This window comes from Methylobacterium durans (assembly GCF_003173715.1).
GTDB lineage: Bacteria > Pseudomonadota > Alphaproteobacteria > Rhizobiales > Beijerinckiaceae > Methylobacterium > Methylobacterium durans.
On the sequence record NZ_CP029550.1, the window covers coordinates 1,050,205 to 1,077,184 of the forward strand.

A 26,980-nucleotide genomic window follows, 5' to 3' on the forward strand; every position below is an offset into this window, starting at 1 on the left:
TATCCACAACTTTTGGTTCGTCACCACAACATCTAGCGCGGAACATAGCCGCCAAACACCAGTTGTTGACGTGACGACGGGCCGGGCGTTAATGTTCGGGTCACGGTTCGGGAGCGGCCGCCGCGTGGTTCGCGCCCTCTCGGAAGCGTCATCGTCATGTTCAGCGGCCTGGAGCGCATCGTCGATGCGGCCGGAGTCGGCACCCAATGATCGGGCATACGTCCCGCGCGGCGTCGCGGGCCGAGACCTCGTGTCTCGTCGGGAGAGGTGTGTTTCATGCGGTTCGAGCGGCGCTACACCACGTCGGGTCAGTCTCCCTACGCGGCGATCCCCTTCCGGAAGGCCCTGAGCGAGATCCGCAATCCCGACGGATCGGTCGTGTTCCGGCTGGAGGGCATCAGCGTGCCCGAGAGCTGGAGCCAGGTCGCCGCCGACGTGCTGGCCCAGAAGTATTTCCGCAAGGCCGGCGTGCCGACCCGCCTCAGGAAGGTCGAGGAGAACGACGTCCCGAGCTTCCTGTGGCGCTCGGTTCCTGACGAGGCGGCGCTTGCCGAATTGCCCGAGGACGAGCGCACCGGCTCCGAGATCTCGGCGACGCAGGTCTTCGACCGCCTCGCCGGCTGCTGGACCTACTGGGGCTGGAAGGGCGGCTACTTCTCCTCCGAGGAGGATGCCTCCGCCTTCCTCGACGAGTTGCGCTTCATGCTGGCCCGCCAGATGGTGGCGCCGAACTCCCCGCAATGGTTCAACACCGGCCTGCACTGGGCTTACGGCATCGATGGGCCGGGCCAGGGCCACTATTACTGCGACTGGAAGACGGGCGAGCTGACGCGTTCGACGAGCGCTTACGAGCATCCGCAGCCGCATGCCTGCTTCATCCAGTCGGTGCAGGACGACCTCGTTAACGAGGGCGGCATCATGGACCTGTGGGTCCGCGAGGCCCGCCTGTTCAAGTACGGCTCCGGCACCGGCTCGAACTTCTCGATGCTGCGCGGCGAGAACGAGAAGCTCGGGGGTGGCGGCAAGTCGTCGGGCCTGATGAGCTTCCTGCGCATCGGCGACCGGGCGGCCGGCGCCATCAAGTCCGGCGGCACCACGCGGCGCGCCGCCAAGATGGTGATCGTCGACATCGACCACCCGGACATCGAGCAGTACATCGACTGGAAGGTGAAGGAGGAGCAGAAGGTCGCCGCCCTCGTCACCGGCTCCAAGGTCGTCTCGAAGCACCTTCAGGCCGTCATGAAGGCCTGCACCCAGTGCGAGGCGGAAGGTGACGCCTGCTTCGATCCCGAGCGCAACCCGGCCCTCAAGCGCGAGGTGAAGGCCGCCCGCAAGGCGATGGTGCCGGACGCCTACATCAAGCGCGTGATGCAGTTCGCCAAGCAGGGCTTCACCAAGATCGAATTCCCGATCTACGACACCGACTGGGATTCGGAGGCCTACCTCACGGTCGCGGGCCAGAACTCCAACAATTCGGTCTCGCTGACCGACGACTTCCTGCGCGCCGTGGAATCCGACGGCGACTGGAACCTCACCGCCCGGACCACCGGCAAGGTGACGAAGACCCTCAAGGCCCGCGACCTCTGGGAGCGGATCGGCGAGGCGGCCTGGGCCTCGGCCGACCCGGGCCTGCATTTCAACACCACGATGAACGACTGGCACACCTGCCCGGCGGGCGGGCGGATCCGGGCCTCGAACCCGTGCTCCGAGTACATGTTCCTCGACGACACCGCCTGCAATCTCGCCTCGGCGAACCTGCTGACGATGTACGACCGGGAGGCGAAGCACTTCGACGTCGCCGCCTTCGAGCACCTGAACCGGCTCTGGACGGTGGTGCTCGAGATCTCGGTGATGATGGCGCAGTTCCCGTCGAAGGAGATCGCCGCGCTGTCCTACCGCTACCGGACGCTCGGCCTCGGCTACGCCAATATCGGCGGCCTGCTGATGACGATGGGCCTGCCCTACGATTCGGCGGAGGGGCGTGCGCTCGCCGGCGCGCTCAGCGCCATCATGACGGGCACCGCCTACGCCACCTCCGCCGAGATGGCGGCCGAGCTCGGTACCTTCCCGGAATACGCCGAGAACGCCGACGCGATGCTGCGGGTGATCCGCAACCATCGCCGCGCCGCGCACGGCGAGGCCGAGGGCTACGAGTTCCTCAGCATCGACCCCGTGCCCCTCGACCACGCCAACGTGCCGCAGGCCGACATCGCCGAGCGCGCCAAGGCGGTCTGGGACCGGGCGCTCGAACTCGGCGAGGATCACGGCTACCGCAACGCGCAGGCGACCGTGATCGCGCCGACCGGCACGATCGGCCTCGTGATGGATTGCGACACGACCGGCATCGAGCCCGACTTCGCGCTCGTGAAGTTCAAGAAGCTCGCGGGCGGCGGCTACTTCAAGATCATCAACCGCGCCGTGCCGGACGCTTTGCGGGCGCTCGGCTACCGGGAATCCGAGATCGCCGAGATCGAGGCCTACGCGGTGGGCCACGGCTCGATGGGCCAGGCCCCGGCGGTCAACCCGGGCAGCTTGCGCGCCAAGGGCTTCACGGACGAGAAGATCGCGGCCGTCGAGGCGGGGCTGAAGTCGGCCTTCGACATCAAGTTCGTGTTCAACCGCTGGAATCTGGGCGACGACTTCCTGAAGGACGTCCTCAAGGTTCCGGCCGAGAAGCTCGCCGACCCGACCTTCGAGCTGCTGCCCTTCCTCGGCTACTCGCGGAAGGACATCGAGGCCGCCAACACCCATGTCTGCGGAGCGATGACGCTGGAGGGCGCGCCGCACCTCCGCCGCGAGCACTACGCCGTGTTCGACTGCGCGAACCCCTGCGGCCGCATCGGCAAGCGCTACCTCTCGGTCGAGAGCCACATCCGCATGATGGCGGCGGCGCAGCCCTTCATCTCGGGGGCGATCTCCAAGACCATCAACATGCCGAACGACGCCACGGTCGAGGATTGCAAGGAGGCCTACAAGCTCTCCTGGACCCTCGCACTGAAGGCCAACGCCCTCTACCGCGACGGCTCGAAGCTCTCGCAGCCGCTGAACGCCGCGCTCATCGCCGACGAGGACGACGAGGCCGAGGACGTGCTTGAGGCGATCATCCAGGCGCCGGCCGCTGCCAAGGCGACGCAGATCGCCGAGAAGATCGTGGAGCGGGTGATCGAGCGCGTCGAGCGCATCCGGTCGCGCGAGAAGCTGCCCCACCGCCGCAAGGGCTACACCCAGAAGGCGGTCGTCGGCGGGCACAAAGTGTATCTGCGCACCGGCGAGTACGACGACGGCCGCCTCGGCGAGATCTTCATCGACATGCACAAGGAGGGCGCCGCCTTCCGGAGCCTGATGAACAACTTCGCCATCGCGATCTCGCTCGGCCTCCAGTACGGCGTGCCGCTGGAGGAGTACGTCGAGGCCTTCACCTTCACCCGCTTCGAGCCGGCGGGCTTCGTGCAGGGCAACGACGCGATCAAGAACGCGACCTCGATTCTCGACTACGTGTTCCGCGAGCTCGCGATCTCCTACCTCGCCCGGATGGACCTCGCCCATGTCGACCCGTCCGAGATCGGCAGCACCGTGCTCGGCGGCGGTGTCGGCCAGGACCGGCCCGACGAGAAGCCCGCGGCGGTGGCGCAGGTGGTCTCGCGCGGCCTGCTGCGCGGTTCGGCCGACCGGCTCACCCTGATCCAGGGCGGCCCGGCGGGCGCGAGCCTCGGCGTGGGCGGCGGCCAGTCCGGCCAGACGGCCCCGGCGGGCGGCGTGGTCCACGCCATGCGCGGCGCCACGGCACTGAAGGCCGAGCCGCAGGAAGCCGGCAAGGCCGAGGCGCTCGTCGACGCCCTCCCCTTCGCGAAGCCGGAGAAGGCGGAGCGCAGCGTCGCCGACCGTCGCGCCGAGGCGAAGATGAAGGGCTATGTCGGGGAAGCCTGCCCCGAATGCGCGAACTTCACCCTCGTGCGCAACGGGACCTGCCTGAAGTGCGACACCTGCGGCTCGACCACGGGCTGCAGCTGAGCCCGCGGCCTCGGGCTCGCGAAGGACAGCGTCGAGCCGGCCATCGCAAGATGGCCGTCCGACCTGAGCCGGGGTTCCGCTCACAGCCGATAGCAGAAGGGGCGCCGTGCCACCGGCGCCCCTTCTGCGTGGGAGCGTTTTCAGGATCGGCCGTGAACCCGGTTCGGGCAGCCCGCCACGCCCCCGGGGCGGCCTCGATCTGCGAGGGCCGATGCGCCCCGTCGCCTACCAGCGGTAGGTCAGCTTCGCGATGACCCGACGGCCTTCCGCGTAGAAGCAGCCGAAATCGGCGGTGAAGCACGAGGCGACGTAGTGCTTGTCGAGGAGGTTCGTCGCGTTGATCGAGAGGCGATAATTGCCGCGCGTGTAGCTGATCACGCTGTCGAGCACGGTGGCGGAGGGGACCTTGAAGGTGTTGGCATCGTCCCCGAAGGTCGAGCCCACGAAGCGGATGCCGCCGCCGAACTGGAAGCCCCGCAAGTCGCCCGTCTGCAGCGTGTAGTCGCCCCAGACCGAGATCCGGTGCCGGGGCACCGTGACCGGCACCCGGCCGGCATTGCCGCCGTCCGGGTCCTTCGTGATCTCCGCGTCGATGTAGGCGTAGGCGGCCCGGACGTTGAGGCCGTCCGTCAGGCTGACGACGCTCTCGAGTTCGACGCCGCGGGAATTGATCTCGCCGGTCTGGCGCGCCGCGAAGGTTGCGTTGACCGCGTCGAAGCGGATCACGTTCTGGCGGGTCAGGTCGAAGGCAGCGGCCGTGAAGTAGCCCCGGAAGCCCGGCGGCTGGTACTTCACGCCGACCTCGTACTGGCGGCCGGATTCGGGCTCGAACAGGCGGCCGTTCAGGTCGACGTTGAGGACCGGCAGGAAGGATTCGGAGTAGCTGACGTAGGGCGCGACGCCGTTGTCGAAATTGTAGATCAGGCCGGCCTTGCCGGTGAACGCCTGCACCGCCTTGTCGGTGCGGGTCGCGTTGAAGCGGTCGGCGACGGTGGTGTCGGCCCAGTCGCTGCGGCCGCCGAGCACCAGGGTGAAGCGGTCGAACTTGATCTGATCCTGCAGGTAGAGGCCGACCTGGTCCTGCCCGACCTTCAGGTCCTGGAAGCGGGTGACGGGGCTCGTAGGGCCGGTATAGACCGGCCGGAACACGTTGATCGGGTCGACGCCGAAGCTGCTCAGGCTGTCGGTGTAGCCCGTGCTCCGGTAGTCGAGCCCGAAGAGCATCGTGTGGCCGAAGGGGCCCGTCGCGAACCGGACCTGAGCCTGGTTGTCGATCGCGAAGGTGTGCAGGACGGAGCGGCCGGCGCCTCCGATCCGGGCGAGGTCGCCGACGACCGGGTCGATGTAGCCGGAACCGTAGGCCAGGATCTGATCGTTGCGGAGGTAGCTGAAGCGGGCGTTCTGGCGCACGATCAGGTCGTCGGAGAACCGGTGCTCGAACAGGTAGCCGATCGAGGCCTGATCGGTGTCGTAGCGGTCGAGGCCGGGGATGCCGACGAAGCGGTTGCGCGGGATGAAGCGGCCGAGATTGTCGGTCACCGTGCCGAGCGCCGGCAGGAACTGCAGGCCCCAGCCCGCCCGGTCCCTCTGGTAATTGGCGAGCACCGTGAGCGTCGTGTCCGCGTCGGGCCGCCACGTCACGGCCGGCGCGATGAAGACGCGGTCGTCGTTGACGAAGTCGATCTGGTTGCCGGCCTGGCGCACGACGCCGGTCAGGCGGTAGGCCCACTGGCCCTGCGGGTCGACCGGTCCGCCGAAATCGAACTCGCCCTGCACCCGGTCGAAGCTGCCTCCGAGGAGCGAGACCTCGCCGAAGGAGGTGAAGAGCGGCCGCTTGCTGACGTAGTTGATGACGCCGCCGGGGCCGTTCTGCCCGTAGAGGACGGAGGCCGGCCCCTTCAGGATCTCGATCCGCTCCGCCCCGTAGGGATCGAGGCAGTTGAAGTCGGCCTGGGAGGTGCCGGGCAGCCGCAGGCCGTCGCGGTAGACGGAGTTGCTCGTCACGTCGAAGCCGCGGATCTGGAATCCGCCGCAGCGGGTGTCGCTCGCGGTGTTGACCGTGCCCGACACGCCCGCAACGTAGTTCAGCGTCTCGCCGAGCGAGAGCGCCTGCTGCGTGGCGATCTGGTCCGCGGTCACGATCGCGATCGATTCCGGCGTCTCGATGAGCGGCGTGTCGGTCTTGGTGGCGGTGGCCGAGCGGGTCGCCACGAAGCCCTGGACGGGCCCGTAGGCGCTCTCGCCGGGCGGCCCGCCGCCGGCTCCCGCACCGGCGACGCTCAGGGTCTCGAGGGTCACGGCGGCCCCGGCCTGCTGCGCCTCGGCCGTGTTCCACGTGACCCCGGCGGCGAGGGTGCAGAATGCGCCGCGCAGGCCGATTGCCGCGACCGAGGAGAGCAGGCGCGCGCGGTGGGGCTGCCCTCCCCGCTCCGACCCGAATGGCCGGGACGTTCGCGGAGCGCGCCCGCAGCACCGCTCACCGAAACTCAACCGACCGATACGCATGCCGACGCCCGACTTCCTCGAACACAGACCTGCGACTGTCGATGGATCGACCGGTCAGTCAAGAAATACCCAGCTCTCCGACTCCGGTTTGTCCTTGTCGTGGCGCATAAATCACAAATTGTAATCATTACAATCGGATGAATGCTTGACCGCGACCCGCATTCGAGGCGCGCGAGGGATCCGAAAGCGCGGGAATACGGGACGGTCCGGCAAAATTCGGGGCCCGCGACCGCGTCAGGCCCTCCAATCAGTGGCCGGTTCGGCGCCTGCAGGGCGCGGCGGATCGCTGTCCGGGGGCGCCCTATGGCCCCGCGTGCCCGGCCATGCTCTTATCCGGCCCTCTCCCGTCTCGCCGAGGCGGGGAACCCGGAGGCCGTCATGCGGCCAGGTCTGCGCCCCGACGCCGCAGCCGAGGCGATCGCGCCGCTGATCGGCATCGCCCCGCGCCCGCTGGAGGGCGACCTCGTCGCCGCGCTGATGCGCCGTCACGAGGTCGCGGCGGAGCGGCTGATCGGGTGGGTCCGCGTGGCGATCGGGATCTGCGTCTTCGTGACGGTGATCGTCGCCGATCAGGTGATGCTGCGATGGACGGGCGCGTCCCTCGATCTGTTCATGCGCAATGCCTGGATCGCCGCGCTCGGCTTCCTGGCGGTCGGCGTCGTCAGCATCGGGCTCGCGGTGCCGCCGCGCTGGCGCCACGCCTATTCCTACCTGTTCATGGTGCTCGATGTCGGGCTCGTGCTCGTCATCGCCTACCTCGCGCTCGCCGAGCGTGGGCTGCCCGGCAACGCGCTGCCCTCGGCGCCGATCATCTGGGCGGCGCCCCTCGTCCTGGCGGTCGGTGCTTTGCGCTACGACGTCGCCGTGCAGCTCTGCGCGATCGCGCTGCTCGCGCTCGGCATCGTCGCGATCGCGGCGGCGCTCGACCACCGCCTGATCCTCGATCCGGCCGCGCCGGACGGGCCCGCCTGGCCCGGATTGTTCTCCATGCCGGTCAACGTGATGCGGTTCACGCTGCTCCTCCTGGCGGGGGCCGCGACCGCCTTCGGCATCGTGCGCTCGCGCCGCCTCCTGTCCTCGGCCGTCAAGGACGCCGTCGGGCGCGCGAGCCTCGCGCGCTTCCTGCCGGCCGAGATCGCGCCCCGTGTCGCGGCCGGCGACGTCGGCCTGCGCCGAGGGCGCCGGCAACGGGCGGTCATCGTGTTCGTCGACATCCGGGACTCGACCGGGATGGCCGAGGGCATGGACCCGGAGCGCCTGTCGCAGTTCTTCACCGCCTTCCGCACCCGCATCCTCGGCTGCGTGCGCCGCCACCACGGCATCGTCGACAAGTTCATCGGCGACGGGGCGCTGATCCTGTTCGGCGTGCCGGACGAGGGCAGCGACGATGCGGGCCGCGCCCTCGCCTTCGCGCACGACCTCGTCGGCATCGTCGAGGCCTGGAACGCGACGCAGGAGATGCCCCATCCCGTGCGCATCGGCATCGGCATCCATGTCGGCGAGGTTTTCTGCGGCATCGTCGGCGACGAGGAGCGGATGGAGTTCACGGTGCTGGGCGACGCCGTCAACGTCGCCTCGCGGCTGGAACAGGCGACCAAGCGCTACGGCGCGATGATCCTGGCCTCCGGGGCGGCCGTCGAGGGCACGGCGGAGCGCGACGCCTGGCGGGAGATCGGCCGGGAGCCGTTTGCCGGGCGCAAGGAGCTGATCACGATCTACGCCCCCGCGGCCGCCGGCGAGGGCTGAGTTCGAGATCCCGGCCCGAATCCGTGCGCGCAGGCGCGGCGGGCGCCTCCGGACTGCTCGCCGCCCCTCCGGGCCCCACCGTGATCCGGACGTCGAGATCGGCCGCGAGCGCGGCGGACGCGGTGAACAGCACCAGAGACGTGCGCCCCGCGGACCAGTCCGGCGCGGCGAGGAAGCCGACGAGCGTCCGGTCGAGGGCGCCCGCATCCTCGACGACGAGGATCGCGGGCAGGGTGACCGCGGCGCGCGCAAGCTCGATCCTGGCGCGCTGGTCCTCCGTCAGGAGCTGGCCGCGGTTGCCGACGTCGAAATCGAGGCCGCGGCGCTCGATCCACTCCTCCAGGTCGAAGCGCCGGACCGCCGCCAGCACGTGCTCGCGCATGTCGGCCTCCGCGTGCATGCGCCGCGTGTTGATCCGGCCGAACAGCAGGTTCTCGAGGATCGAGATGCGCGGGTTGATCCGGTCCGGATCGTAGGGCTCGATCCCGGTGCCGTCCACGCCGCCGAGCGCGCTCTGGACGAGGCCCCGCGCCTTGACGATCCGGACTTCGAGCGCCGCATCGAGGAGGCCGAAGCGCTGGCGTGTCTCGACGTAGCTCAGGGTCAGGGCGAGGAAGGCCGGGCGGTCCTCCGGTTCGAGCCCGCCGTCCTTGTCGATCCGCGCGAGCTGGCGGACATAGTCCGGCAAGGCTTCAGGCGTGATCAGCGAGAAGCGCCGGAACAGGGTGTGCCCCTGGGGCAGGTCCCGGAAGATCTCGACGAGGTTTCGGGCGATCGCCACGCCGGTCTCGACGAGCGCATCCCGAAGGCCGGCCCGGTCGATGGCCGCGAGGAAAGCCGGCTCGGCCGCGAGGCGGTTCATCAGCCCGGGATCCCTCAGCACGCCGAACAGCAGGTTCTCCGCGACTGTGGCCTCGTCGTTGTAGCGGTCTGCGGCGAAGGGCACGACGAGGCCGCCGCGCTTCGCCCGGTCGAGGAGCGCCTGCAGGTGCCGGCGGGCGGCGATCAGGCGCGCGCCGATCGTGGGATCGGGCGCCCCCAGGCAGGGTGCCGAGAGACCGAACCGGTACAGGTCCCGCCGCATCCCGAGCCCGCCGAGGAGCGTCAGGATCCGCCGGTCGAGCCCGTCCGCGTCGGAGAGCCCGAGCCGGGCGTAGTCGATCCAGTTCTGCTCGATCGTCTCCACCGGGTTCCCGGTCCGCAGGGCCTCGGCGCGCTTCGCCTCGTCGGCGATGGCGGTCCCGGTCGGGACGCGGTGCAGCCCGTAGACGACGTTGTCGCGGATCGAGCCGGGGAACAGGTTCGGGCTGCGTCCCGCATAGGCGATCAGCCGGCTGCGGACGGATTGGGCGAGCCCCGAGAGCTCGTGGCCCCCGAGCCGGATCGACCCGCTCAGGGGCGCGTCGAGCCCGATGAGGGCGCGCGCCAGCACGTGGGCGATCGCGCCGTCCTCCACGACGAGGCCGACACGCGCCGGCAGCGCGATCGTCGCGTCGGCGACCTCGACGACCTCGCCGTCGTGGGGGCTCTTCAGGCTCACGTCCTCCCATTGCAGCGTGTCGGCCGCGGGGATCGGCGCATCCGCCTCGTCCGCATCCTCCGCCTCCGGCCGGCGCAGGCGGTGGGGGGCGAAATGCGCCGCCACGGTCTCGTATTTCACCTCGACGTCGAGGCGCTGCTGATCCCAGTCGATGAGTTCCTTCAGCGGCGGCGGCAGGTCCCGATAGGCCGCGAGGACGGCGACGAGCTGGCCGATGTCGAGCTGGCCATGCAGGGCGAACATGCCGCCGATCGCGTAGAACAGGAACGGCGTCACCTGCGCCAGCAGGTTGTTGAGATACTTGATCGCGAATTTGCGCTGGTAGATCCGCAGCCTGAGGCTGTAGAGCCCGTGCAGCCGGCCACCGAATTCCGCCCGCTCCCACCGGCCCGCATCGTTGACCGTCACGGCGTCGAGCCCTTCGAGCACCTCGCCGACATGGCCGGCGAGTTCCCGCGACCGGAGTTGCCGCTCGCGGCTGAGGCGCAGGATCGTCCGCCGCAGGCGCGGGATGACGATGAACTGCACGGCGACGATCGAGGCCGCGACGAGGCCGAGCCACGCGTTCTGCATCAGGATGAAGGTCAGGGCGGTCGCCGCCTGCGTGCCCAGGAAGACCGGGCTGATAATGGCGTCGCCGATGAAGGAGCCGATCGGCTCGACCTCGTCGCGGATGATCGTCGCCGTCTCCGAGGCCTTCACCTCGCGCTGCGCCTCCGGCGTGAAGCGGAGCATCAGCGAGAACAGCTGGAACCGGAGCCGGCGCAGCATGCGCTCGCCGAGCACGCCCTTCGAGAGGTTGATCCAAAACTTGAAGGCGCCGTTGATCAGGACCAGCGCGAGGAAGAGCCCGGACAGGCCGATCAGCAGGTCCATCCGCTCGAGCTGGAAGCCTCCGAACAGCGTCCGCGAGCCGCCGCCGAGCCATTCCGGCCAGTGGATCGTGAGATCGAGGAAGGAGGCCGTCCGGCGCCCCTCTCCGAACGCCTTGCCGGTGATCGCGTCGTTCACGATTCGCCGGGGCAGGTCCAGGGAGGCGAAGTAGAACGGCAGGGAGGCGAAGACGACGGCGCATATGGCGAGCTGATCCCGCTTCGAATGCGCCCAGATGTACCGAAAGAGGGTCGGCTGCAGTTCACGCATCGGTTTCGGGGCTCGCCCCTCCGCTCGGCCGGACTTGACAACATGGGACATCTAGAAGTTGTCATGCTTGGCCGCCTCTTGCGAGAGGCCAGGCATCGGTCGTTCCCGGCCGATCCGCCGAGAGAGGAAGAGTGTTCGAGATGGAACGCTTCCGGTGAGGGACGCCCCCGCCTCGGCCCCGCGCGTGCTGATCTACAGCCACGACACGTTCGGGCTGGGGCACCTGCGCCGCTCGCGCGCCATCGCGCACGCGATCGTCGCGGTGGAGCGCGAAGCCCGTGTCGTGATCGCCTCCGGCTCGCCCTTCGTCGACCGATTCGCCTTCTCCGACCGGGTCTCGGCCGTGCGCCTCCCGCCCGTGACCAAGCGCGTCGACGGAATCTACGCCCCGCTCGAACCAGGTGGCGCCCTCGACGAGCGGATCGCGGAGCGCGCGGCCATCATCGAGGCGACGGCGGAGGCGTTTCGCCCCGACCTGGCGATCGTCGACAAGGAGCCGACCGGCCTGCACGGCGAACTCCTGCCGACGCTGGAGCGCCTGTCGGTGCGCGGCTGCAGATGCGTGCTCGGCCTGCGCGACATCCTCGACGATGCGGAGCGCCTGGCGCCCGAATGGGAGCGCAAGGGCGCGGTCGCGGCGGTGGAGCGCTTCTACGACGAGATCTGGGTCTATGGCGCCGCGCGCATCCACGAGCCGCTGCGCGCGCTCGCGCTCGGCCCCTCGAACAGGCTCCACTACCTGGGCTACCTGCGCCGCGAGGCTCCGCACTGGCCGCCCGGCCGCTCCGAGCCGACGATGGCGGGCGCCCCCTTCCTCCTGGTCACCCCGGCGGCGGCGGCGACGGGGCCGGGCTGATCGACTGGGTGATCTCGGCCTACGAGGCCGATCCCGGCCTGCCGCTGCCCGCCATCGTCGCCTTCGGGCCGTTCCTCGATCCGGAGACGCGCGCGGGCTTCCTCGCGCGGGTCGCGCGGCAGCCGGGCCGCCTCACGGCCATCACCTTCGACAGCGAGATCGAGCACCTGATGAGCCGGGCCGCCGGCATCGTGGCGATGGGCGGCTACAACACGTTCTGCGAGATCCTCTCCTTCGACCGGCGGGCCCTGCTGGTGCCGCGCACGGAGCCGCGGCGGGAGCAGGAGATCCGCGCCGTCGCCGCCGAGGCGCTCGGCCTCGCGCGCATGCTCCACGCCGACGCGGAGCGCGAACCCGCCCGGATGGCCGCCGCCCTGCGGGCGCTTCCGGACCAGCCGGAGCCGTCGCTATCCCTCCCGCCGGGCCTGCTCGACGGGCTCGGCGGCGTGGTCGAGCGCCTGCGCGCGATCCTCGCCACCGAGCCCGTCCCCCTCACCCTGCCGGCGCAGGGCCCGCCCTTCGTGGAGAGCCGGGCCGAGCCCGCCCTCGGATGCGCCCATCCATGAGCGCGCGCGACGCCAGCGCCCGGCCGGCGAGCGGCGCGCGCATCGCGATCGTGCTGAAGGGCTATCCGAGGCTGTCCGAGACCTTCATCGCGCAGGAGATCCTGGCGCTCGAAGGTCGCGGCTTCGACCTTGAGGTCTGGTCGCTGCGCCACCCCACGGACGGGGAGCGCCACCCGATCCATGCGGCGATCCGCGCGCCCGTCGCCTACCTGCCGGAATACCTGCACCACGCCCCGTCGCGGGTGCTGAGGGGTTCCTCACGGCCGCGCGGCGGCCGGGCTTCTTCGGGCTCATGCGCGCCTTCGCGCGGGATCTCGTGCGGGACCCGACGCCCGCGCGCCTGCGCCGCCTCGGGCAGGCGCTGGTGCTCGCCCGCGAATTACCGGGGGCGGTGGCCCATCTCCACGCCCACTTCCTGCACGCCCCGGCGAGCGTCGCGCGCTACACGGCGCTGCTGACGGGGCGCCGCTGGAGCGCCTCGGCCCACGCGAAGGACATCTGGACGACGCCGGCCTGGGACTTGTCCGACAAGCTCGCCGATGCAGCCTGGGCGGTCACCTGCACCCGCGACGGCCTCGCACGCCTCGATGCGCTCGCGCCCCCCGGCCGGGTCGCCCTCGCCTATCACGGGCTCGATCTCGCGCGCCTGCCCGGCCCGCCCCCGCCGCGCCCGCCCCGCGACGGGTCCGACCGCGCCGATCCCGTCCGGCTCGTCTCCGTCGGGCGGCTCGTCGCCAAGAAGGGGCATGACGACCTGATCGCGGCCCTCGCCCGCCTGCCCGCCGGGCTGCACTGGCATCTCGACCTGATCGGCGACGGAGAGCGGCGCGGGGACCTCGAGGCCCTGGCCCGGTCGCACGGCCTTCAGGCGCGGGTCCGCTTTCACGGCGCGCGGGCGCATCCGGCTGTGATCGCCGCGATGCAGGAGGCCGACCTGTTCGTGCTGCCGACCAAGGCCGCCCCCTCCGGCGACCGGGATGGCCTGCCGAACGTGCTGATGGAGGCTGCGAGCCAGGACCTTCCCATCCTCGCCACCGCCTTCGCGGGCACGCCGGAATTCGTGACCGACGGGGTGCACGGCGTCCTCGTGGCGCCGGGCGATCCGGTCTCGCTCTCCGAGGCCATCGCGGCGCTCGCCCGCGATCCAGGCCGGCGCCGGCGCCTCGCCGCCGCGGCGGGGGCGCGCCTGAAGGCGGAATTCACGCACGAGGCGGGAATCGACCTCATCGGCGCGCGGCTGGCCGCCTCGGCCGGCCTCGTTCCGGCGCTGATGCGGCGCGTGCCCGGGCCCCACGCGGCAGGCTGCCCGTCATGCGCATCCTGATCGCCGTCACGCACCTTCTCGGGGCGGGTCACCTGACCCGGGCGGCGGCTCTGGCGCGCGCCTGCGCGGCGCCCGGCCACGAGACCGTCCTCGTGAGCGGCGGGCGACCCGCGCCCCTGGTGCGCCTTGACGGAGCCCGATTCGTGGCGCTGCCGCCCGTCAATGTCGCTGGCGCCGCCTTCCGCCCCCTGCTCGGGCCGGACGGCTCCGAGGCCGGGCCGGACCTGCTGGCGCGGCGGCGCGCGATGCTGCTCGACGCCCTCGCCGCGGCGCGTCCGGACGTCGTCGTGACCGAGCTGTTCCCCTTCGGCCGGCGCGCCCTCGCCGAAGAGTTCCTCAGCCTCATCGAGGCCGCCCACGCGCGGCGCCCGCGGCCCCTCGTCCTCGCCTCGATTCGCGACATTCTGGTCGGGCCCGGGAAACCAGGCCGGATCGCGGAGGTGCGGGCGCAGCTGCTGCACCTCTACGACGCGGTTCTCGTCCACGCCGATCCGGGACTCGTCCCGCTCGACGCGTCTTGGCCGGTCGACGCGGAACTCGCCAGCCGCCTGCGCTACACCGGGTACTTGGACGAGGGGCCGCCGGTGCCGGCCTCGAACCGACGTTCCGGCATTCTCGTGGCGGCGGGATCGAGTGCGGCGGGGCTCGGCCTTCTCCGGGAAGCGGCCGAGGCGGCGCGGCGGGCGCCGGAACTCGGCTGGCGGATCCTGGTCGGGCACGGCGTGCCGGACGCGGTTCTCTCCGAGTTCGGCCGCGATCTGCCGGACGGCGTCATCGGCCGCGCCCGGCCCGACTACCGGACGATGCTCGCCGGGGCCGCCCTGTCCGTCAGCCAGTGCGGCTACAACACGGCGGTGGACCTCCTCGCCACGCGCACCCCGTCCGTGCTCGTCCCCTTCGAGGCCGGACGCGAGACCGAGCAGCGCCTGCGCGCCGAACTCCTCGTCGCGCGGGGTCTCGCGCGCGTCCTTCCCGAGGCGGAACTCGACGCCGGCAACCTGCTGCGTTGCGCGCGCGAAGCGCTCTCCGCGCCGGCCCCGGTCGCGCACGGCATCGACCTCGGCGGCGGACCGCGCTCGGTGTCGATCATCGAGGCGCTTCACGCTGCCCGTCGGGCGGATCGCCCGGCGGCGATCGTGATCGGGACGGCGCGCACCGACGACCCGATCTCGGCCGCGCTCGACCGCCTGCGCGCGGGCCTCGACGACGCGGTCGAGAGAGGGTCGTCGGCGCGCGTCCCTCTCGCCGTCTGGTGGCGGGACGACGACGCGGTCGCGGCATCCCCCGCCCTCGACCGGCTGCTCGCCCTCTCGGAGCGCTTCGCCGTGCCAGTGCTGATCGCGGCGATCCCGGGCCTCGTCGAGCCATCCCTGGCACGGCGCATCGGCCTTGCGGCGCAGGCGAGCCTCGCCGTCCACGGGCTCGTCCACGCCGATCACGCCCCGGTGGGCACTCGCCCGGCGGAGTTCGGCCCGCACCGGCCCCTGCCCGTCTTGATCGCGGCGGCGGACGACGCGCTCGGCCTCGCTCGCGCCCGGCTTCCGGGAGACCGGCTGCTGCCGGTCTTCGTGCCGCCCTGGAACCGGCTCGCCGACGACCTCGCCACCGCCCTGCCGGATCTCGGCTACGACGGCCTGTCGGCTGCGCCCGGCGCGACCCGAGACGTGCCGGGACTCGTACGCTTCGACGGGCAGATCGATCCGACCGATTGGCGTGGCACGCGCAGCCTCGTGGACCCCGACCGCCTCGTCGATCGCATCCTGCACCACCTCGCGGAAACCCCGGACGCGCCGATCGGGCTCCTCACGCACCACCTCGCCCACGACGCCGCGCTCTGGCACTTCATCGAGCGCCTGCTGGCTGTGCTCGCCGGGCATCCCGCCGTCCGGTTCGCCGATCCGCGCCGGCTGTTCCGGCCCAGATCCGCGGCCGCGGCCACGCGAGCCGTGGCGGCGCCCGCCGCCTGCGCGAGGCTGCCGTGAGCCCGCTCCTCTCGATCCGCGACCTGTCGGTCGCCTTCCGGACCGATGCGGGCCGGTTCGAGGTCCTGCACGGCCTGTCGCTCGACGTCGCGTCCGGCCGGACGCTCGCCCTCGTCGGCGAGTCCGGATCGGGCAAGTCGGTGACGGCGCAAGCGATCCTCCGGATACTCCCCCGCGCGGCGATGATCACCGGCGGGCGGATTCTGCTCGCTGATGGCGGCCAACAGATTGATATCGCTGCGCTTCCTGCCGATGGGGCGGTGATGAGCGCTCTACGCGGCCAGCGCCTCGCGATGATCTTCCAGGAGCCCATGACATCGCTGTCGCCGCTCCACACGATCGGCGACCAGATCGGCGAGGCGCTCCGCATCCACACCGGCGCCAGCCGCCGGGACGCGGATGCGCAGACGCAGGAAGCGCTCGCCCGCGTCGGCTTCCCCGACCCGGCCCGCGCCCTCTCGACCTACCCCTTCGAGCTGTCGGGCGGCCTCCGCCAGCGCGCCATGATCGCGATGGCGCTGATCCTGCGGCCGGCCCTCCTCATCGCCGACGAGCCGACCACCGCCCTCGACGTGACGACGCAGGCACAGATCCTCGCCCTCCTGCGGCGCCTGCAGGACGAGACCGGGATGGCGATCCTGCTCATCACCCACGATCTCGGCATCGTCGCCAACATCGCCCACGACGTCGCCGTCCTCTATCGCGGCAGGCTCGTCGAAGCCGGGCCGCGCGACGTCGTCCTGCGCCGGCCGGGCCACCCCTACCTGCGCGCCCTGATGCGGGCGGTGCCGCGCTTCGACATGGCGCCGGGCGAGCGCCTCATGCCGATCCGCGCGGCGCAGGCCGACATCCCGCCGATGGCCCGGCACGAGGCTCCGGCCGGCGACATCCTGCGGGTCGAAGGTGTCAGCAGGAGCTTCACGTTAAGGGCCGGACGCCTCTGGGCAAAGCCCCGCATCGTACGGGCGGTGTCCGACGTGTCGCTGCGCCTCGCGGGCGGCCGAACCCTCGGGCTCGTGGGCGAGTCGGGCTCGGGCAAGACCACCCTCTCGAAGATGGTCATGCGGGCCCTCGCGCCCGATTCGGGTCGGGTTCTGTTCGATTCGGGCGCGGGCCTTGCCGACGTGCGGGACCTGCAAGGGCCGGCGCTGTTCGACTTTCGCGGCCTCGTCCAGCTCGTCTTTCAGGACCCCTACGCCTCTCTCGATCCGCGCATGAGCGTGCGCCAGATCCTCTGCGAGCCCATGGAGATCCACGGGGTCGAGCCGCGCGCCCGGACCGAGCGGGCCCGCGACCTGATGGCGATGGTCGGCCTCGACCCGGCGGCGCTCGCGCGCTACCCGCACGCCTTCTCGGGCGGGCAACGGCAGCGGATCTGCATCGCGCGCGCCCTCGCCCTGAACCCGCGCCTTCTCGTGCTGGACGAGCCGGTCTCGGCCCTCGACGTCTCGGTCCAGGCGCAGATCCTCAACCTGCTCAAGGACTTGCAGGAGGCCCTCGGCCTCTCCTACCTGATCGTGTCCCACAACCTCGCGGTCATCGACTACATGGCCGACGACATCAGCGTCATGTGCCGGGGCCGCATCGTCGAGGAGGCGCCGCGCGCCGTCCTGTTCCGCAACCCCGCCCATCCCTACACCCGCGCGCTGCTCGCAGCCGTGCCCCACCCGAGCCTCGACCACCCCCTCGATTTCGCCGCGGTGACGGGGGAGGCGTCGGACCCGGGCCGTTGGCCGGAGCCCCACTGCCTCGCCCCCGACGAGGCGGGAGCGATGCGCGAGATCGAGCCGGGCCATCGCGTCCGCGTCGGCGCGGCGCGGACGCGGGAGGCCGCCTGATGCAGACGCGGCGGCCGATCCTCCTCGAACGGCTGCACCGCCGCATCCTCGCGCCGCTCTTCGACCGTCTCGGCTACGATCTGGTGCCGGCCGACCCCGACTGGAGCCATCGGCCACTCTCGGCCCCGGAGGTCGACCGACTGCTCGCGAACGCCGCCACGATCCTCGAGGCGGACCTCGCCGCCGCCGGCATCCCGGTGCGCGGCTCCGTGCGCGGCATGGTCGACGATTTCTGGGCCCTCATCCCGCGTGCACCCGTGCGGCAGCGCCGCGGCGGCAGCGGCTTCAATGGCGCCCTGCAACTCTACGTCGCGATGCGCGCCCTCGGCCCGCGCCACGTGATCGAGTCGGGCGTTTTCCGGGGGCTCACGACTTGGGTGATCCGGCAGGCCTGCCCCGAGGCAGAGATCCACTGCCACGACCCGGACCTCTCCGGCCTCCAGTACCGCGACGCGCAGGCCCGCTACGCGACGACCGACTGGTCGCACACCGGTCTCCGTGGGCTCGACCCCTCTGCGACCGTCGCCTTCTTCGACGATCACGTCCCGCAGGCGAGGCGCGTTGTCGAGGCCGAGGCGCGTGGCCTCACGCAGCTTCTGTTCGACGACGACGCGGCCGGGCACCGCATCCATGCCCATGGAGGACCGGCCCATCCGACCATCGCGATGGTCACGGCCTTGCGCGACGATCCGGAGCCGATCCGGTGGCTGCGCAACGGCCGCGCCTTCGAGCAGCGCTCGGACGATCCGCTGATCGGGCGGGCCGCCGCCTGCATCGCACGCGCCCACGCCTTCGACGACCTGCATCGCGCCACCGGATATTCCCCGGCCCGGCTGACCTCGGTGACCCTGCGCCGGAGCGGCACCGTTCCCGCTGGAGCGGGCCCGTGAGCGCCGGTTCGAGCGGCTGCGCGCGCGGAGCGCACGAGGTGGTGACGGACGCTGCGAATGGCCGCCTGTCCCGACGCAGCCTCGTCGCGGGCATCGCGGCGGCAGCCCTTCTGCGCCCGTCCGCGCCGGGGGCCGCCCCGGAGGCGAGCGCGGCCGCCCACCTGCCCGAGACGCCGCTCGTCGTGGACCTTGCCGCCCGGGGGCGCAGCCTCGGCGTCGCCGGCGGCAGCATCCGCACGCTGATCGCGAAGGCGCGGGACGTCCGCTACCTCTCCGTCTACGGCTACACCCGGCTCGTCGGCTACGATGCCGATCTCGTCCTGCGGCCCGACGTGCTCGAAGGGTACGACGAGGACGGGGGCCGCTTCACCTTCCGGCTGCGCAAGGGGCATCGCTGGTCGGACGGGCACCCGTTCACGACCGAGGATTTCCGCTACTACTGGGAGGATGTCGCCAACGACCGCGAGCTCAGCCCGGGCGGCCCGCCGGACTTCCTCCTCGTTGACGGCGAGCCTCCGCAGGTCGAGATCCTCGACGACGTCACGCTTCGCTATCTCTGGGAGCGGCCGAATCCCCGCTTCCTGCCGGCGCTCGCCGCACCCCGCGACCCGCTGATCTATCGCCCGGCCCACTACCTGAAGCCGTTCCACCCCCGCCATGCCGGCCGCGAGGAAGCGGAGGCCGCGGCGAAGGCGCAGAAGCTCCGAGGTTGGGCGGCGCTCCACAACCGCCTCGACGACAATTACGAACTCGCCAATCCGGACTGCCCGACCCTCCAGGCATGGCGGCCGCGCACCGCGGGCCCGGCCACGCGCTTCGTCTTCGAGCGCAACCCCTGTTACCACCGCGTTGATTTGCAGGGCACGCAGCTTCCCTACCTCGACGGCATCCTGATGGACGTGACCGCGTCCGGCCTGCTCACCGCCAAGACGAATGCGGGCGAGGCGGACCTGATGTTCCGGGGACTGATGATGTCTGACATCCCGAGCCTGAAGGAGGGCGAGCGGGCGCACGGCTACCGCACCAACCTCTGGCCCATCGCCCGCGGCAGCGAGATCGCGCTCTATCCGAACCTGACCACCCTCGATCCGGCCTGGCGCGCGCTCAACCGCGACCGGCGCTACCGGTGGGCGCTCTCGCTCGCCATCGACCGGCGCACCCTCAACAACACGCTGCTTTTCGGCCTCGGGACCGAGGGCAACGACACTGTCGTCCCCGAGAGCCCGCTCTTCTCGCCGGAGCTCCGCACGCTCCACGCGATCTACGATCCGGACGAGGCCGGCCGCCTGCTCGATGCGGCGGGCCTGGACCGGCGCGACGCGTCGGGCATCCGCCTCATGGCCGACGGACGTCCCGTCGAGGTGGTGGTCGAGAGCGACGGCGAGGCGGCGATGGTCCTCGACGGGCTCCTCCTGATCGCGGAGTTCTGGCGCGAGGTCGGCATCCGGCTCGTGGTCAAGCCGCAGGAGCGCACGAACCTCAGGCGCCGGTCACTCGCCGGCCTGACGGTGATGGTGGCGGCGCAGGGGCTCGACCTCGCCGTCCCGACCGCCATCATGCCGCCGACGGGCCTCAGCCCCGCCCAGCCCGACCACTACGCCTGGCCGCGCTGGAGCCTGAACCTCGAGACGCGCGGCCGGAGCGGCGAACCCTGCGACGTGGCGGAAGTCGAGCGCCTGATCGCGCTGAACCGGGACTGGAACGGAACCGACGATGCGGGCCGCCAGGGCGAGATCTGGCGCGAGATGCTCCGCAACCACGTCGAGAACCAGTGGGTGATCGGCACGGTCGCGGGCGCTCTGCAGCCGGTGGTCACGGCCGGCCATCTCGTCAACCTCCCGGAGCGCGCGCTCTATTCCTGGGAGCCGACCGCGATGATCGGCGTGCAGCGCCTCGACGAGGTGTTCTGGGACCAAGCGTCCGAGCGAAGGGCCGAGGCCCGGTGATCGGCCTCGTGCTCCGCCGCTGCGCCACGATGGCCGTGACGCTCCTCGTGATCTCGGCTCTCGTCTTCCTCGTCATCAAGCTGCCGCCGGGCGATTTCCTGACGAACCGCATCGCCGAATTGCGGGCATCCGGCGAGGCCGCCTCCGTCGCGAAGGCCGAGAACCTGATCCGCCAATACGGTCTCGATCGGCCGGTCATCGAGCAATACCTGATGTGGATCGGTCTCTGGCCCGGCCCGGCGGGCTTCTCGGGTCTCCTCCAGGGCGATTGGGGCTGGTCTTTCGAGTACGACCGGCCGGTCGCCGAGGTGGTGGGCGACGCCCTCTGGCTCACCCTCGTCGTCAATCTCGCGGCATTGGTCTTCGTCCACGTCGTGGCGATCCCGATCGCGCTCTATTCGGCCACGCACCGGCACTCGGCCGGTGACGCCGTCGTGACCGTGCTCGGCTATGTGGGGCTCGCCGTTCCGGGCTTCCTGCTCGCCTTGATCCTCCTCTTCTACGCCAACCGCTGGTTCGGCCTCTCGATCGGCGGCCTCTACGACGCCCAGTTCACCGGAAAGCCCTGGGACTGGCCGAAGGTGCGCTCGCTCCTCGCCCATCTCGTCGTGCCGACCCTGGTGATCGGGCTCGGGGGCACCGCGGCGATGATCCGGCGGATGCGCGCCAACCTCCTCGACGAGCTCGCCAAGCCCTACACGGTGACCGCCCGCGCCAAGGGCCTGCCGCCGCTGCGCGCGCTGCTGAAATACCCGTTCCGGATGTCGCTCAATCCGTTCGTCGCCGACATCGGCAATCTCCTGCCGCATCTCGTCTCGGGCTCGGTGCTCGTCTCCCTGGTTCTCAGCCTGCCGACGGTCGGCCCCCTGCTCCTCGACGCCCTGCGCAGCCAGGACCAGTTCATGGCGGGCTTCATCCTCATGTTCATCGCCGGCCTGACGCTGGTCGGGATGCTGATCTCCGACCTCGTCCTGGTCTGGCTCGATCCGCGCATCCGTCTGGGCGCCCGGTGATGGGGGTGACGCGCGACCCGAGCCATTTCGTGGACCCGGCCCCGTTCGATCCGGAAGCGGGCGAGGCCGGGCGCCTGCCCTCGGCTTCCGCCTGGCGGCTGATCGCGCGGCGGTTCCTGCGCCACCGACTCGCCGTCGCCTCGGCGATCGTTCTCGCCATCCTCTACGCGACCGTGCCCTTCGTCGAATGGCTCGCGCCCTACGGGCAGGCGCGGCGGAACGGGGACTTCATACACGCGCCGCCACAAGGGCTGCACCTGTTCCACGACGGGCGCTTCATCGGTCCCTTCGTCTATCCCTACCGCGCCGAACTCGACCTCCAGACCTTCCGGCGCGAATACCGGAGCGACACGAGCCGCCCGCAGCCCCTGCGCTACCTGTGCCGCGGGGACGGCTACCAGTTCCTCGGGCTCGTCCACGCCGACCGGCACCTCATCTGCCCGCCCGAGGGCGGCACCCTGTTCCTGCTCGGCACCGATCGGCTCGGGCGCGACATGCTCTCGCGCCTCATCTACGGCGCGCGGATCTCGCTGGTCATCGGGCTCGTCGGCGTATCGATCTCCTTCGTGCTCGGCCTGATCCTCGGCGGGATCGCCGGATATTTCGGAGGCGCCGTCGATGCGGCCGTGCAGCGCCTGATCGAGGTCGTGCGCTCGCTGCCCGAGCTTCCCCTGTGGCTCGCCCTCTCCGCCGCGCTTCCGCCGACCTGGAGCCCGCTCTGGGTGTTCTTCGGGATCACGATCATCCTCGGCCTGCTCGACTGGCCGGGACTCGCACGGGCGGTGCGCGCGAAGCTGCTCGCGTTGCGCGAGGAGGATTTCGTGCAGGCCGCCGAGCTGATGGGCGCGACGCCGGCCCGCGTGATCGCGCGCCACCTGATCCCGAACTTCATGAGCCACCTGATCGCCTCGGCGACGCTGGCGATACCGACCATGATCCTCGGGGAGACTGCGCTCTCGTTCCTCGGCCTCGGCCTGCGGCCCCCGGTGACGAGCTGGGGCGTCCTCCTGAACGAGGCCCAGAATCTCGCCGCCGTCCAGCTCTACCCCTGGCTGCTCTGGCCGGTGGTGCCCGTGCTCGTGACGGTGCTCGCCTTCAATTTCCTGGGCGACGGCCTGCGCGACGCCGCCGATCCCTACCATTGAGGCGACGCCGCCGATCTCGGCGCCTGTATCACCGTGACCGCACGTCGGGTCCGGGGCCGTCGCGGCAGCTATCTCGGGCCTGCTGATCGCGGTATCGTCGCGCGCCATCGACCCGAGACCATCGGCGAGACCCGTTGCGACGCCTCTTGAAATTCCTCCACACGATGGGCGCCATCGGGCTGATGGGAGCGATGGCGTCGCTCCTGGTGCTGTTCAGCCTCGCGCCGCCCCCGACCTCCTTGGCCGGGTATGCCCTGATCCGCCACGCCATGGCCGGCATCGCGAACTGGATCTTTCTCCCCTCGCTCGCGCTGACGCTGCTGGCCGGTCTCCTCGCCATCGCCAACCGGGCCTTCCACAACGCGGGCTGGGCCTGGGTGAAGCTCGCCACGGGCATCGTGATGTTCGAGTGGGGCTTCGTGGGCGTGCAGGGCCCGATCGAGCAGGAAGCGAGGCGCAGCGCCGATGCCCTGGCGGGCCTCGTCGATCCCGTGACGCTCGGCGACGCGCTCGACGCCGAGCGAAACACGCTCTGGGTCCTGCTCGCGGTCGCCACCGCGAACGTCGTGCTCGGCGTCTGGCGCCCGCGTCTGACGCGGCGCGTTCTCGCGACGCCCCCGGCCGACCGGGCCGCGCCGGACGTCCTCGGCTGACCGGCGGCGGGTGGCTCGACCTCGCGATCCGTCTGGCCGCCTTCGCCTCACCGTCTCACCAGGGCCCTCAGGACCATCGCGCGCACATGGGCGCGAATGGGGTGCAACGGAGATCCGGAACTCTTTGCCCTCGGATCGGGCACCGGCGTCGGGCAGGCGGAATCGGTGGCTCGACACATCTCCTCCTCCTCTCGCGATCGCGCGTCGCCGGCCGCAGGCGGCTGCGGGGCCGCATGAAACGGAACGTCGTTCGGCATCATGAGCTCTCCCCGCGGATCGGTGGTCGTGGAGCGAGCCCGCACCCTGCTCAGCCCTGCTTCCTCCCGGGAACCTCCTCGATCTGTCGGACGACCTGCTCGGCGACCGCCTGCAGACGGGCCCGGTCGATCGTGCCGACGACGGCGTAGCCGGATCCGTCGTCGACCCAGTAGAAGCTCTGAACGTCTCCGCGCCGCGCGAAACTGAGATCGCCCGCACCGGCGTGACCGGCGCGCACGTAGACGGTGATCCGGTTGCGCGCGTCGTCCTCAAACATGAATTGCGCCGCGATGTTCTGCCCGGCCGGCAGGACGCGGCCGCCGACGAGATGCAGGCCGAGGGATGTCAGGTCAGGAATCTGCAGGCTGCGGCCCAGGCGTTTGGTGACCCACTGCTTGAGGTGCGCCTGCTCGCTGGCCCGAACCTCGACCGGATGGACGACCTCGACCGCGAAGGTCCGGTGCGCGTCGATGGCCTCCTGCGCCACGGCGATGGAGCGGGGGCCGAAGCCCAGGCGCCCGTCGACGGCGAGGAATTCGTTGGCAGCCCAGCCGACGACGACGCCGAGAACCATCCAGAGGCAGGCCGCCACGGCAGCCGACAGCCAGCTCTTCCGGGCCCGCCTCTGCGCGGACAGGACGCTGTCGATGCGGAGCCGCGCCGGGATCGGCTCCGCGGCCTTGAACCGGAGGCGCGCCCGCAGGGCGTCCTGCGTCGCCCTGTACTCGCCGAGGCGCCGGGCAAGCTCGGGCTGGTCGGCCAGCGCCGCCTGTACCGCCTCCTGACGTTCGGGATCGAGGCGCCCGTCGATCCAGGCCTGGAGGTCGTCCTCGCCGAGCGGAGGGTCGAGCCGCGTCATTTCACCCTCCTCAGGCGCGGCACCTGTCCCGTCTCAAGGTAGGCCTGCAGGCGCTCGCGGCCCCGGCTGAGCCGCGACATCAGGGTGCCGACCGGGACGCCGAGGGCCTGCGCCGCCTGCGCGTAGGACAAACCCTCCACGCCGACGAGCAGGATAGCGCCCCGCTGGTCGGTCGGCAGCGCGTCGAGCCCGGCGAGCAGGTCGCCGATTCCGACCTGCTGCTCCGGAGACGCGGCCCCGGGAACGGCGCGCGCCTCGTCAAGACCGACTTGCACCCCGCGGCGGGCCCAGCGTCGCTTGCCGCTGACGAACAGGTTGTGCTCGATGCTGAACAGCCAGCTCCGCACGTCTCCGTCCTGACGGCGCAGGTTCCAGCGACGGACAGCGTGTTCGAGCGTGTCCTGGACGAGGTCGTCGGCGGCGTCACGGTCGCGCAGCAGCGCCCAGGCGTAGCGACGCAACGCCGGGATGGCAGGCTCGATCAGGGCGGCGAGGTTGTCCATGACGCCGCGTCACGCGTCCGAGATCAGCTTCCGGGCCATAGACGCCGGCAATCCGGCGTTATTCCACCGGCGATCGCCCCCGTCGTGCACGCGTCCGAAGACGTACCTGCAAAAGCGCCCTGATCGAACGGCACCGCCGGTTCGGGCGGTCCCGCTACTCCCCGCGCAGGGGAGTAGCGTTGCCGTGTCACGGATCAGTGCCGCGGCAGCGTGTGAAGGGCCTTCAGGAAGACGTCGACGTCCTCCCGCGTGTTGTAGAAGGCCAGTGAGGCGCGCACCGACTGGTCGACGCCGAAGCGGCGCAGGGCCGGCAGGGCGCAATGGTGGCCCGAGCGTACGGCGATCCCGCGCGCATCGAGGTGGTGGGCCACCGCCTCGTTCTCGTATCCCTCGACGACGAAGGACATCACGCTGGCCTTCTCCCGCGCCGTGCCGATCAGGCGCAGCCCCTTCACCTCGGCCAGGCCCTCCTGCGCGTATTCGAGCAGGTCGTGCTCGTAGGCCGCGATGCCGGGAAGACCGACGCCCTCGAGATAGTCGAGGGCCGCGCCGAGGCCCACCGCCCCCGCGATGTCGGGCGTTCCGGCCTCGAACTTCTCCGGAGCGCCCTTGTAGACGGTCTTCGAGAAGGTGACGTCCTCGATCATGTGGCCGCCGCCCTGCCAGGGCGGCATCGCCTCGAGCAGGTGCGTCTTGCCGTAGAGCGCCCCGATCCCGGTCGGTCCGAAGACCTTATGGCCGGAGAAGACGAGGAAGTCCGCGTCCAGCGCCTGCACGTCGAGGGGGATGTGCGGCGAGGACTGGGCCGCATCGACCAGCACCGGCACCCCGTAGGCGTGGGAGAGCTGGATGATCTCGGCAACCGGGTTGATGGTGCCGAGCGCGTTGGCGACCTGCGTTACCGAGACGATCTTCGTGCGGCCCGACAGCAGCGCCGCGAACTGCTCGAAGATGATCTCGCCCCGGTCGTTGACCGGGATCACCCGCAGCGTCGCGCCGGTCGCTTGGCTGAGAAGCTGCCAGGGCACGATGTTGGCGTGGTGCTCGATCGTCGAGACGATGATCTCGTCGCCCGGGCCGACATTGGCGCGGCCGTACGAATTCGCGACGAGGTTGATCGCCTCCGTGGTGCCGCGCAGGAAGACGATGTCGTCCTTCGTCGGCGCGTTGAGGAAGCGGCGCACCTTCTCGCGCCCGCCCTCGAACAGGTCGGTGGAGCGCGCCGCCAGCGTGTGCGCGGCCCGGTGGATGTTCGAGTTGTGGCGGGCGTAGAACTCGCTCGTCGCGTCGATCACGCTCTGCGGCTTGTGGGTCGTCGCCGCGTTGTCGAGCCAGACCAGGGGATGGCCGTTGACGCTCTGGTGGAGCGCCGGGAAGTCCCTGCGCACGTGCTCAACGTCGAAGGGCGCGGCGACCGGGCTCGACCGATGCGAGGTGACGCGCGGGGCGGAGCCGGGATGGCGCGAGGGCTCGACGCGGGGCTGCGCATGGGTCGTCCGCGGCGGCCGCGCGGCGGCGGGCGCCAGGAAGTAGTAGTCGGAGGCAGGCGCCGTGGGCTCGGGCGCGAGAGAAAGACGGCCTGTCCGCCGGAAGGTCTCCTGCGCCGCGTCGACCCCGTAGCGTGACGGGTCGGCCGGGACGAGCTGCGGCGCGAGCGCGTGGGCGAAGGCGTTCGCCCGCGGGTGGTCGGCCGCGATTTGGCGGTGCAGGTCGCGCCCGCCTGGCAGCGCGGCGGCCACCTCGGGCACGCTCGGCACGAAGAACTCGGGCAGGGCCCGGCGCGAGCCGAACGGTTCGGAGAGCGGATGGACCGAGGGAATTGCCGCCGCGTCGACCGATACCGGGCCAGCGGGCACGGGGTTCGGCACGGAGGGGCCCGTCACCCCCGGCAAGCCGACCGGCGGCGCGCCGAGGGAGCGGGCGGCGAGCGCGGAGGCGTCCGGCTGCGGGCCCTGCGGCAGGCCGGCCGCGAGCGCGGACGGGACGCCCAGGTCGGCGCTCAGCATCTTTGCCCCGCCGGGCCCCTGCGGCAGGCTCTCGAAGCCCTGCGGCGCCTGCGGGCTCGCCGGTAGCTCGGGCGCGAAGGGCTGGCTCGCCGCCTGCCCCTGCCCATAGATCTCGCGGGCGAGGCGCCCGACGAGATCCGCGTGCGCCAGCTCGCCGGGGCTGCCCGTGGGCAGGCCCAGCCCCCCGCCGGCAGGC

At 71.2% G+C, this 26,980-nt stretch carries 16 protein-coding genes and 1 pseudogene; 12 read left to right on the forward strand and 5 right to left on the reverse strand.

Translation table 11 applies throughout. The annotated features are described in order from the left end of the window. Positions 1 to 276: 276 nt before the first annotated feature. Positions 277 to 4,011: a vitamin B12-dependent ribonucleotide reductase gene (locus DK389_RS04935; protein ID WP_109887797.1), complete on the forward strand. Its 3,735-nt coding sequence runs from the start codon at positions 277 to 279 to the stop codon at positions 4,009 to 4,011. Between the two features lie 225 nt (positions 4,012 to 4,236). Here DK389_RS04935 and DK389_RS04940 read toward each other — a convergent pair whose 3' ends face one another. Then, entirely contained in the window at positions 4,237 to 6,516 is a 2,280-nt protein-coding gene (locus DK389_RS04940; RefSeq protein ID WP_236960614.1) for a TonB-dependent siderophore receptor, read from the reverse strand. Positions 6,517 to 6,894: 378 nt separating this feature from the next. Between DK389_RS04940 and DK389_RS04945 the strand changes: the two genes are divergently transcribed. Continuing rightward, positions 6,895 to 8,262, forward strand: a complete 1,368-nt coding sequence (locus tag DK389_RS04945) for an adenylate/guanylate cyclase domain-containing protein (RefSeq protein ID WP_162560498.1) — start codon at positions 6,895 to 6,897, stop codon at positions 8,260 to 8,262. Here the strand turns inward: DK389_RS04945 and DK389_RS04950 are convergent. Further along, entirely contained in the window at positions 8,225 to 10,945 is a 2,721-nt protein-coding gene (locus tag DK389_RS04950; protein WP_109887800.1) for an ABC transporter transmembrane domain-containing protein, read from the reverse strand. The two genes, DK389_RS04945 and DK389_RS04950, sit on opposite strands and share 38 nt — an antisense overlap. A 154-nt stretch (positions 10,946 to 11,099) precedes the next feature. Between DK389_RS04950 and DK389_RS33885 the strand changes: the two genes are divergently transcribed. The 10 genes and pseudogenes from DK389_RS33885 (at position 11,100) to DK389_RS04995 (ending at position 23,158) form a co-directional block, all read left to right on the forward strand. Further along, positions 11,100 to 11,801, forward strand: a complete 702-nt coding sequence (locus tag DK389_RS33885) for a glycosyltransferase family protein (RefSeq protein ID WP_236960615.1) — start codon at positions 11,100 to 11,102, stop codon at positions 11,799 to 11,801. Between the two features lie 8 nt (positions 11,802 to 11,809). Then, positions 11,810 to 12,367: a glycosyltransferase gene (locus DK389_RS33890; RefSeq protein WP_236960616.1), complete on the forward strand. Its 558-nt coding sequence runs from the start codon at positions 11,810 to 11,812 to the stop codon at positions 12,365 to 12,367. Further along, positions 12,352 to 13,691 (forward strand): annotated as a pseudogene (locus DK389_RS04960) (glycosyltransferase). The gene DK389_RS33890 and the pseudogene DK389_RS04960 overlap by 16 nt, the downstream one beginning before the upstream one ends. Then, positions 13,679 to 15,673: a glycosyltransferase gene (locus DK389_RS04965; protein ID WP_109887802.1), complete on the forward strand. Its 1,995-nt coding sequence runs from the start codon at positions 13,679 to 13,681 to the stop codon at positions 15,671 to 15,673. The pseudogene DK389_RS04960 and the gene DK389_RS04965 overlap by 13 nt, the downstream one beginning before the upstream one ends. Further along, entirely contained in the window at positions 15,670 to 17,511 is a 1,842-nt protein-coding gene (locus DK389_RS04970; RefSeq protein ID WP_109887804.1) for an ABC transporter ATP-binding protein, read from the forward strand. Before DK389_RS04965 ends, DK389_RS04970 begins: the two co-directional genes overlap by 4 nt. After that, complete coding sequence (locus DK389_RS04975) at positions 17,511 to 18,401, forward strand: hypothetical protein (RefSeq protein ID WP_109887806.1); 891 nt, start codon at positions 17,511 to 17,513, stop codon at positions 18,399 to 18,401. Before DK389_RS04970 ends, DK389_RS04975 begins: the two co-directional genes overlap by 1 nt. After that, entirely contained in the window at positions 18,398 to 20,347 is a 1,950-nt protein-coding gene (locus tag DK389_RS04980; RefSeq protein ID WP_418292007.1) for an ABC transporter substrate-binding protein, read from the forward strand. Before DK389_RS04975 ends, DK389_RS04980 begins: the two co-directional genes overlap by 4 nt. Further along, a complete protein-coding gene (locus DK389_RS04985) occupies positions 20,344 to 21,360 on the forward strand; it encodes an ABC transporter permease (protein ID WP_109887807.1) in 1,017 nt (338 codons plus the stop codon). Before DK389_RS04980 ends, DK389_RS04985 begins: the two co-directional genes overlap by 4 nt. After that, positions 21,360 to 22,505, forward strand: a complete 1,146-nt coding sequence (locus tag DK389_RS04990) for an ABC transporter permease (protein WP_109887809.1) — start codon at positions 21,360 to 21,362, stop codon at positions 22,503 to 22,505. Before DK389_RS04985 ends, DK389_RS04990 begins: the two co-directional genes overlap by 1 nt. A gap of 134 nt (positions 22,506 to 22,639) precedes the next feature. After that, complete coding sequence (locus tag DK389_RS04995; RefSeq protein ID WP_109887811.1) at positions 22,640 to 23,158, forward strand: hypothetical protein; 519 nt, start codon at positions 22,640 to 22,642, stop codon at positions 23,156 to 23,158. Between the two features lie 307 nt (positions 23,159 to 23,465). On the opposite strand, the gene DK389_RS05000 is transcribed toward DK389_RS04995, so the two are convergent. From DK389_RS05000 to DK389_RS05010, 3 genes are all read right to left on the reverse strand, one after another. Next, positions 23,466 to 24,275: an anti-sigma factor family protein gene (locus DK389_RS05000; protein ID WP_109887813.1), complete on the reverse strand. Its 810-nt coding sequence runs from the start codon at positions 24,273 to 24,275 to the stop codon at positions 23,466 to 23,468. After that, positions 24,272 to 24,778, reverse strand: a complete 507-nt coding sequence (locus DK389_RS05005) for an RNA polymerase sigma factor (protein ID WP_109887815.1) — start codon at positions 24,776 to 24,778, stop codon at positions 24,272 to 24,274. Before DK389_RS05005 ends, DK389_RS05000 begins: the two co-directional genes overlap by 4 nt. 194 nt (positions 24,779 to 24,972) lie before the next feature. Then, entirely contained in the window at positions 24,973 to 26,964 is a 1,992-nt protein-coding gene (locus DK389_RS05010) for a family 2A encapsulin nanocompartment cargo protein cysteine desulfurase (protein ID WP_109887817.1), read from the reverse strand. Positions 26,965 to 26,980: the final 16 nt, after the last annotated feature.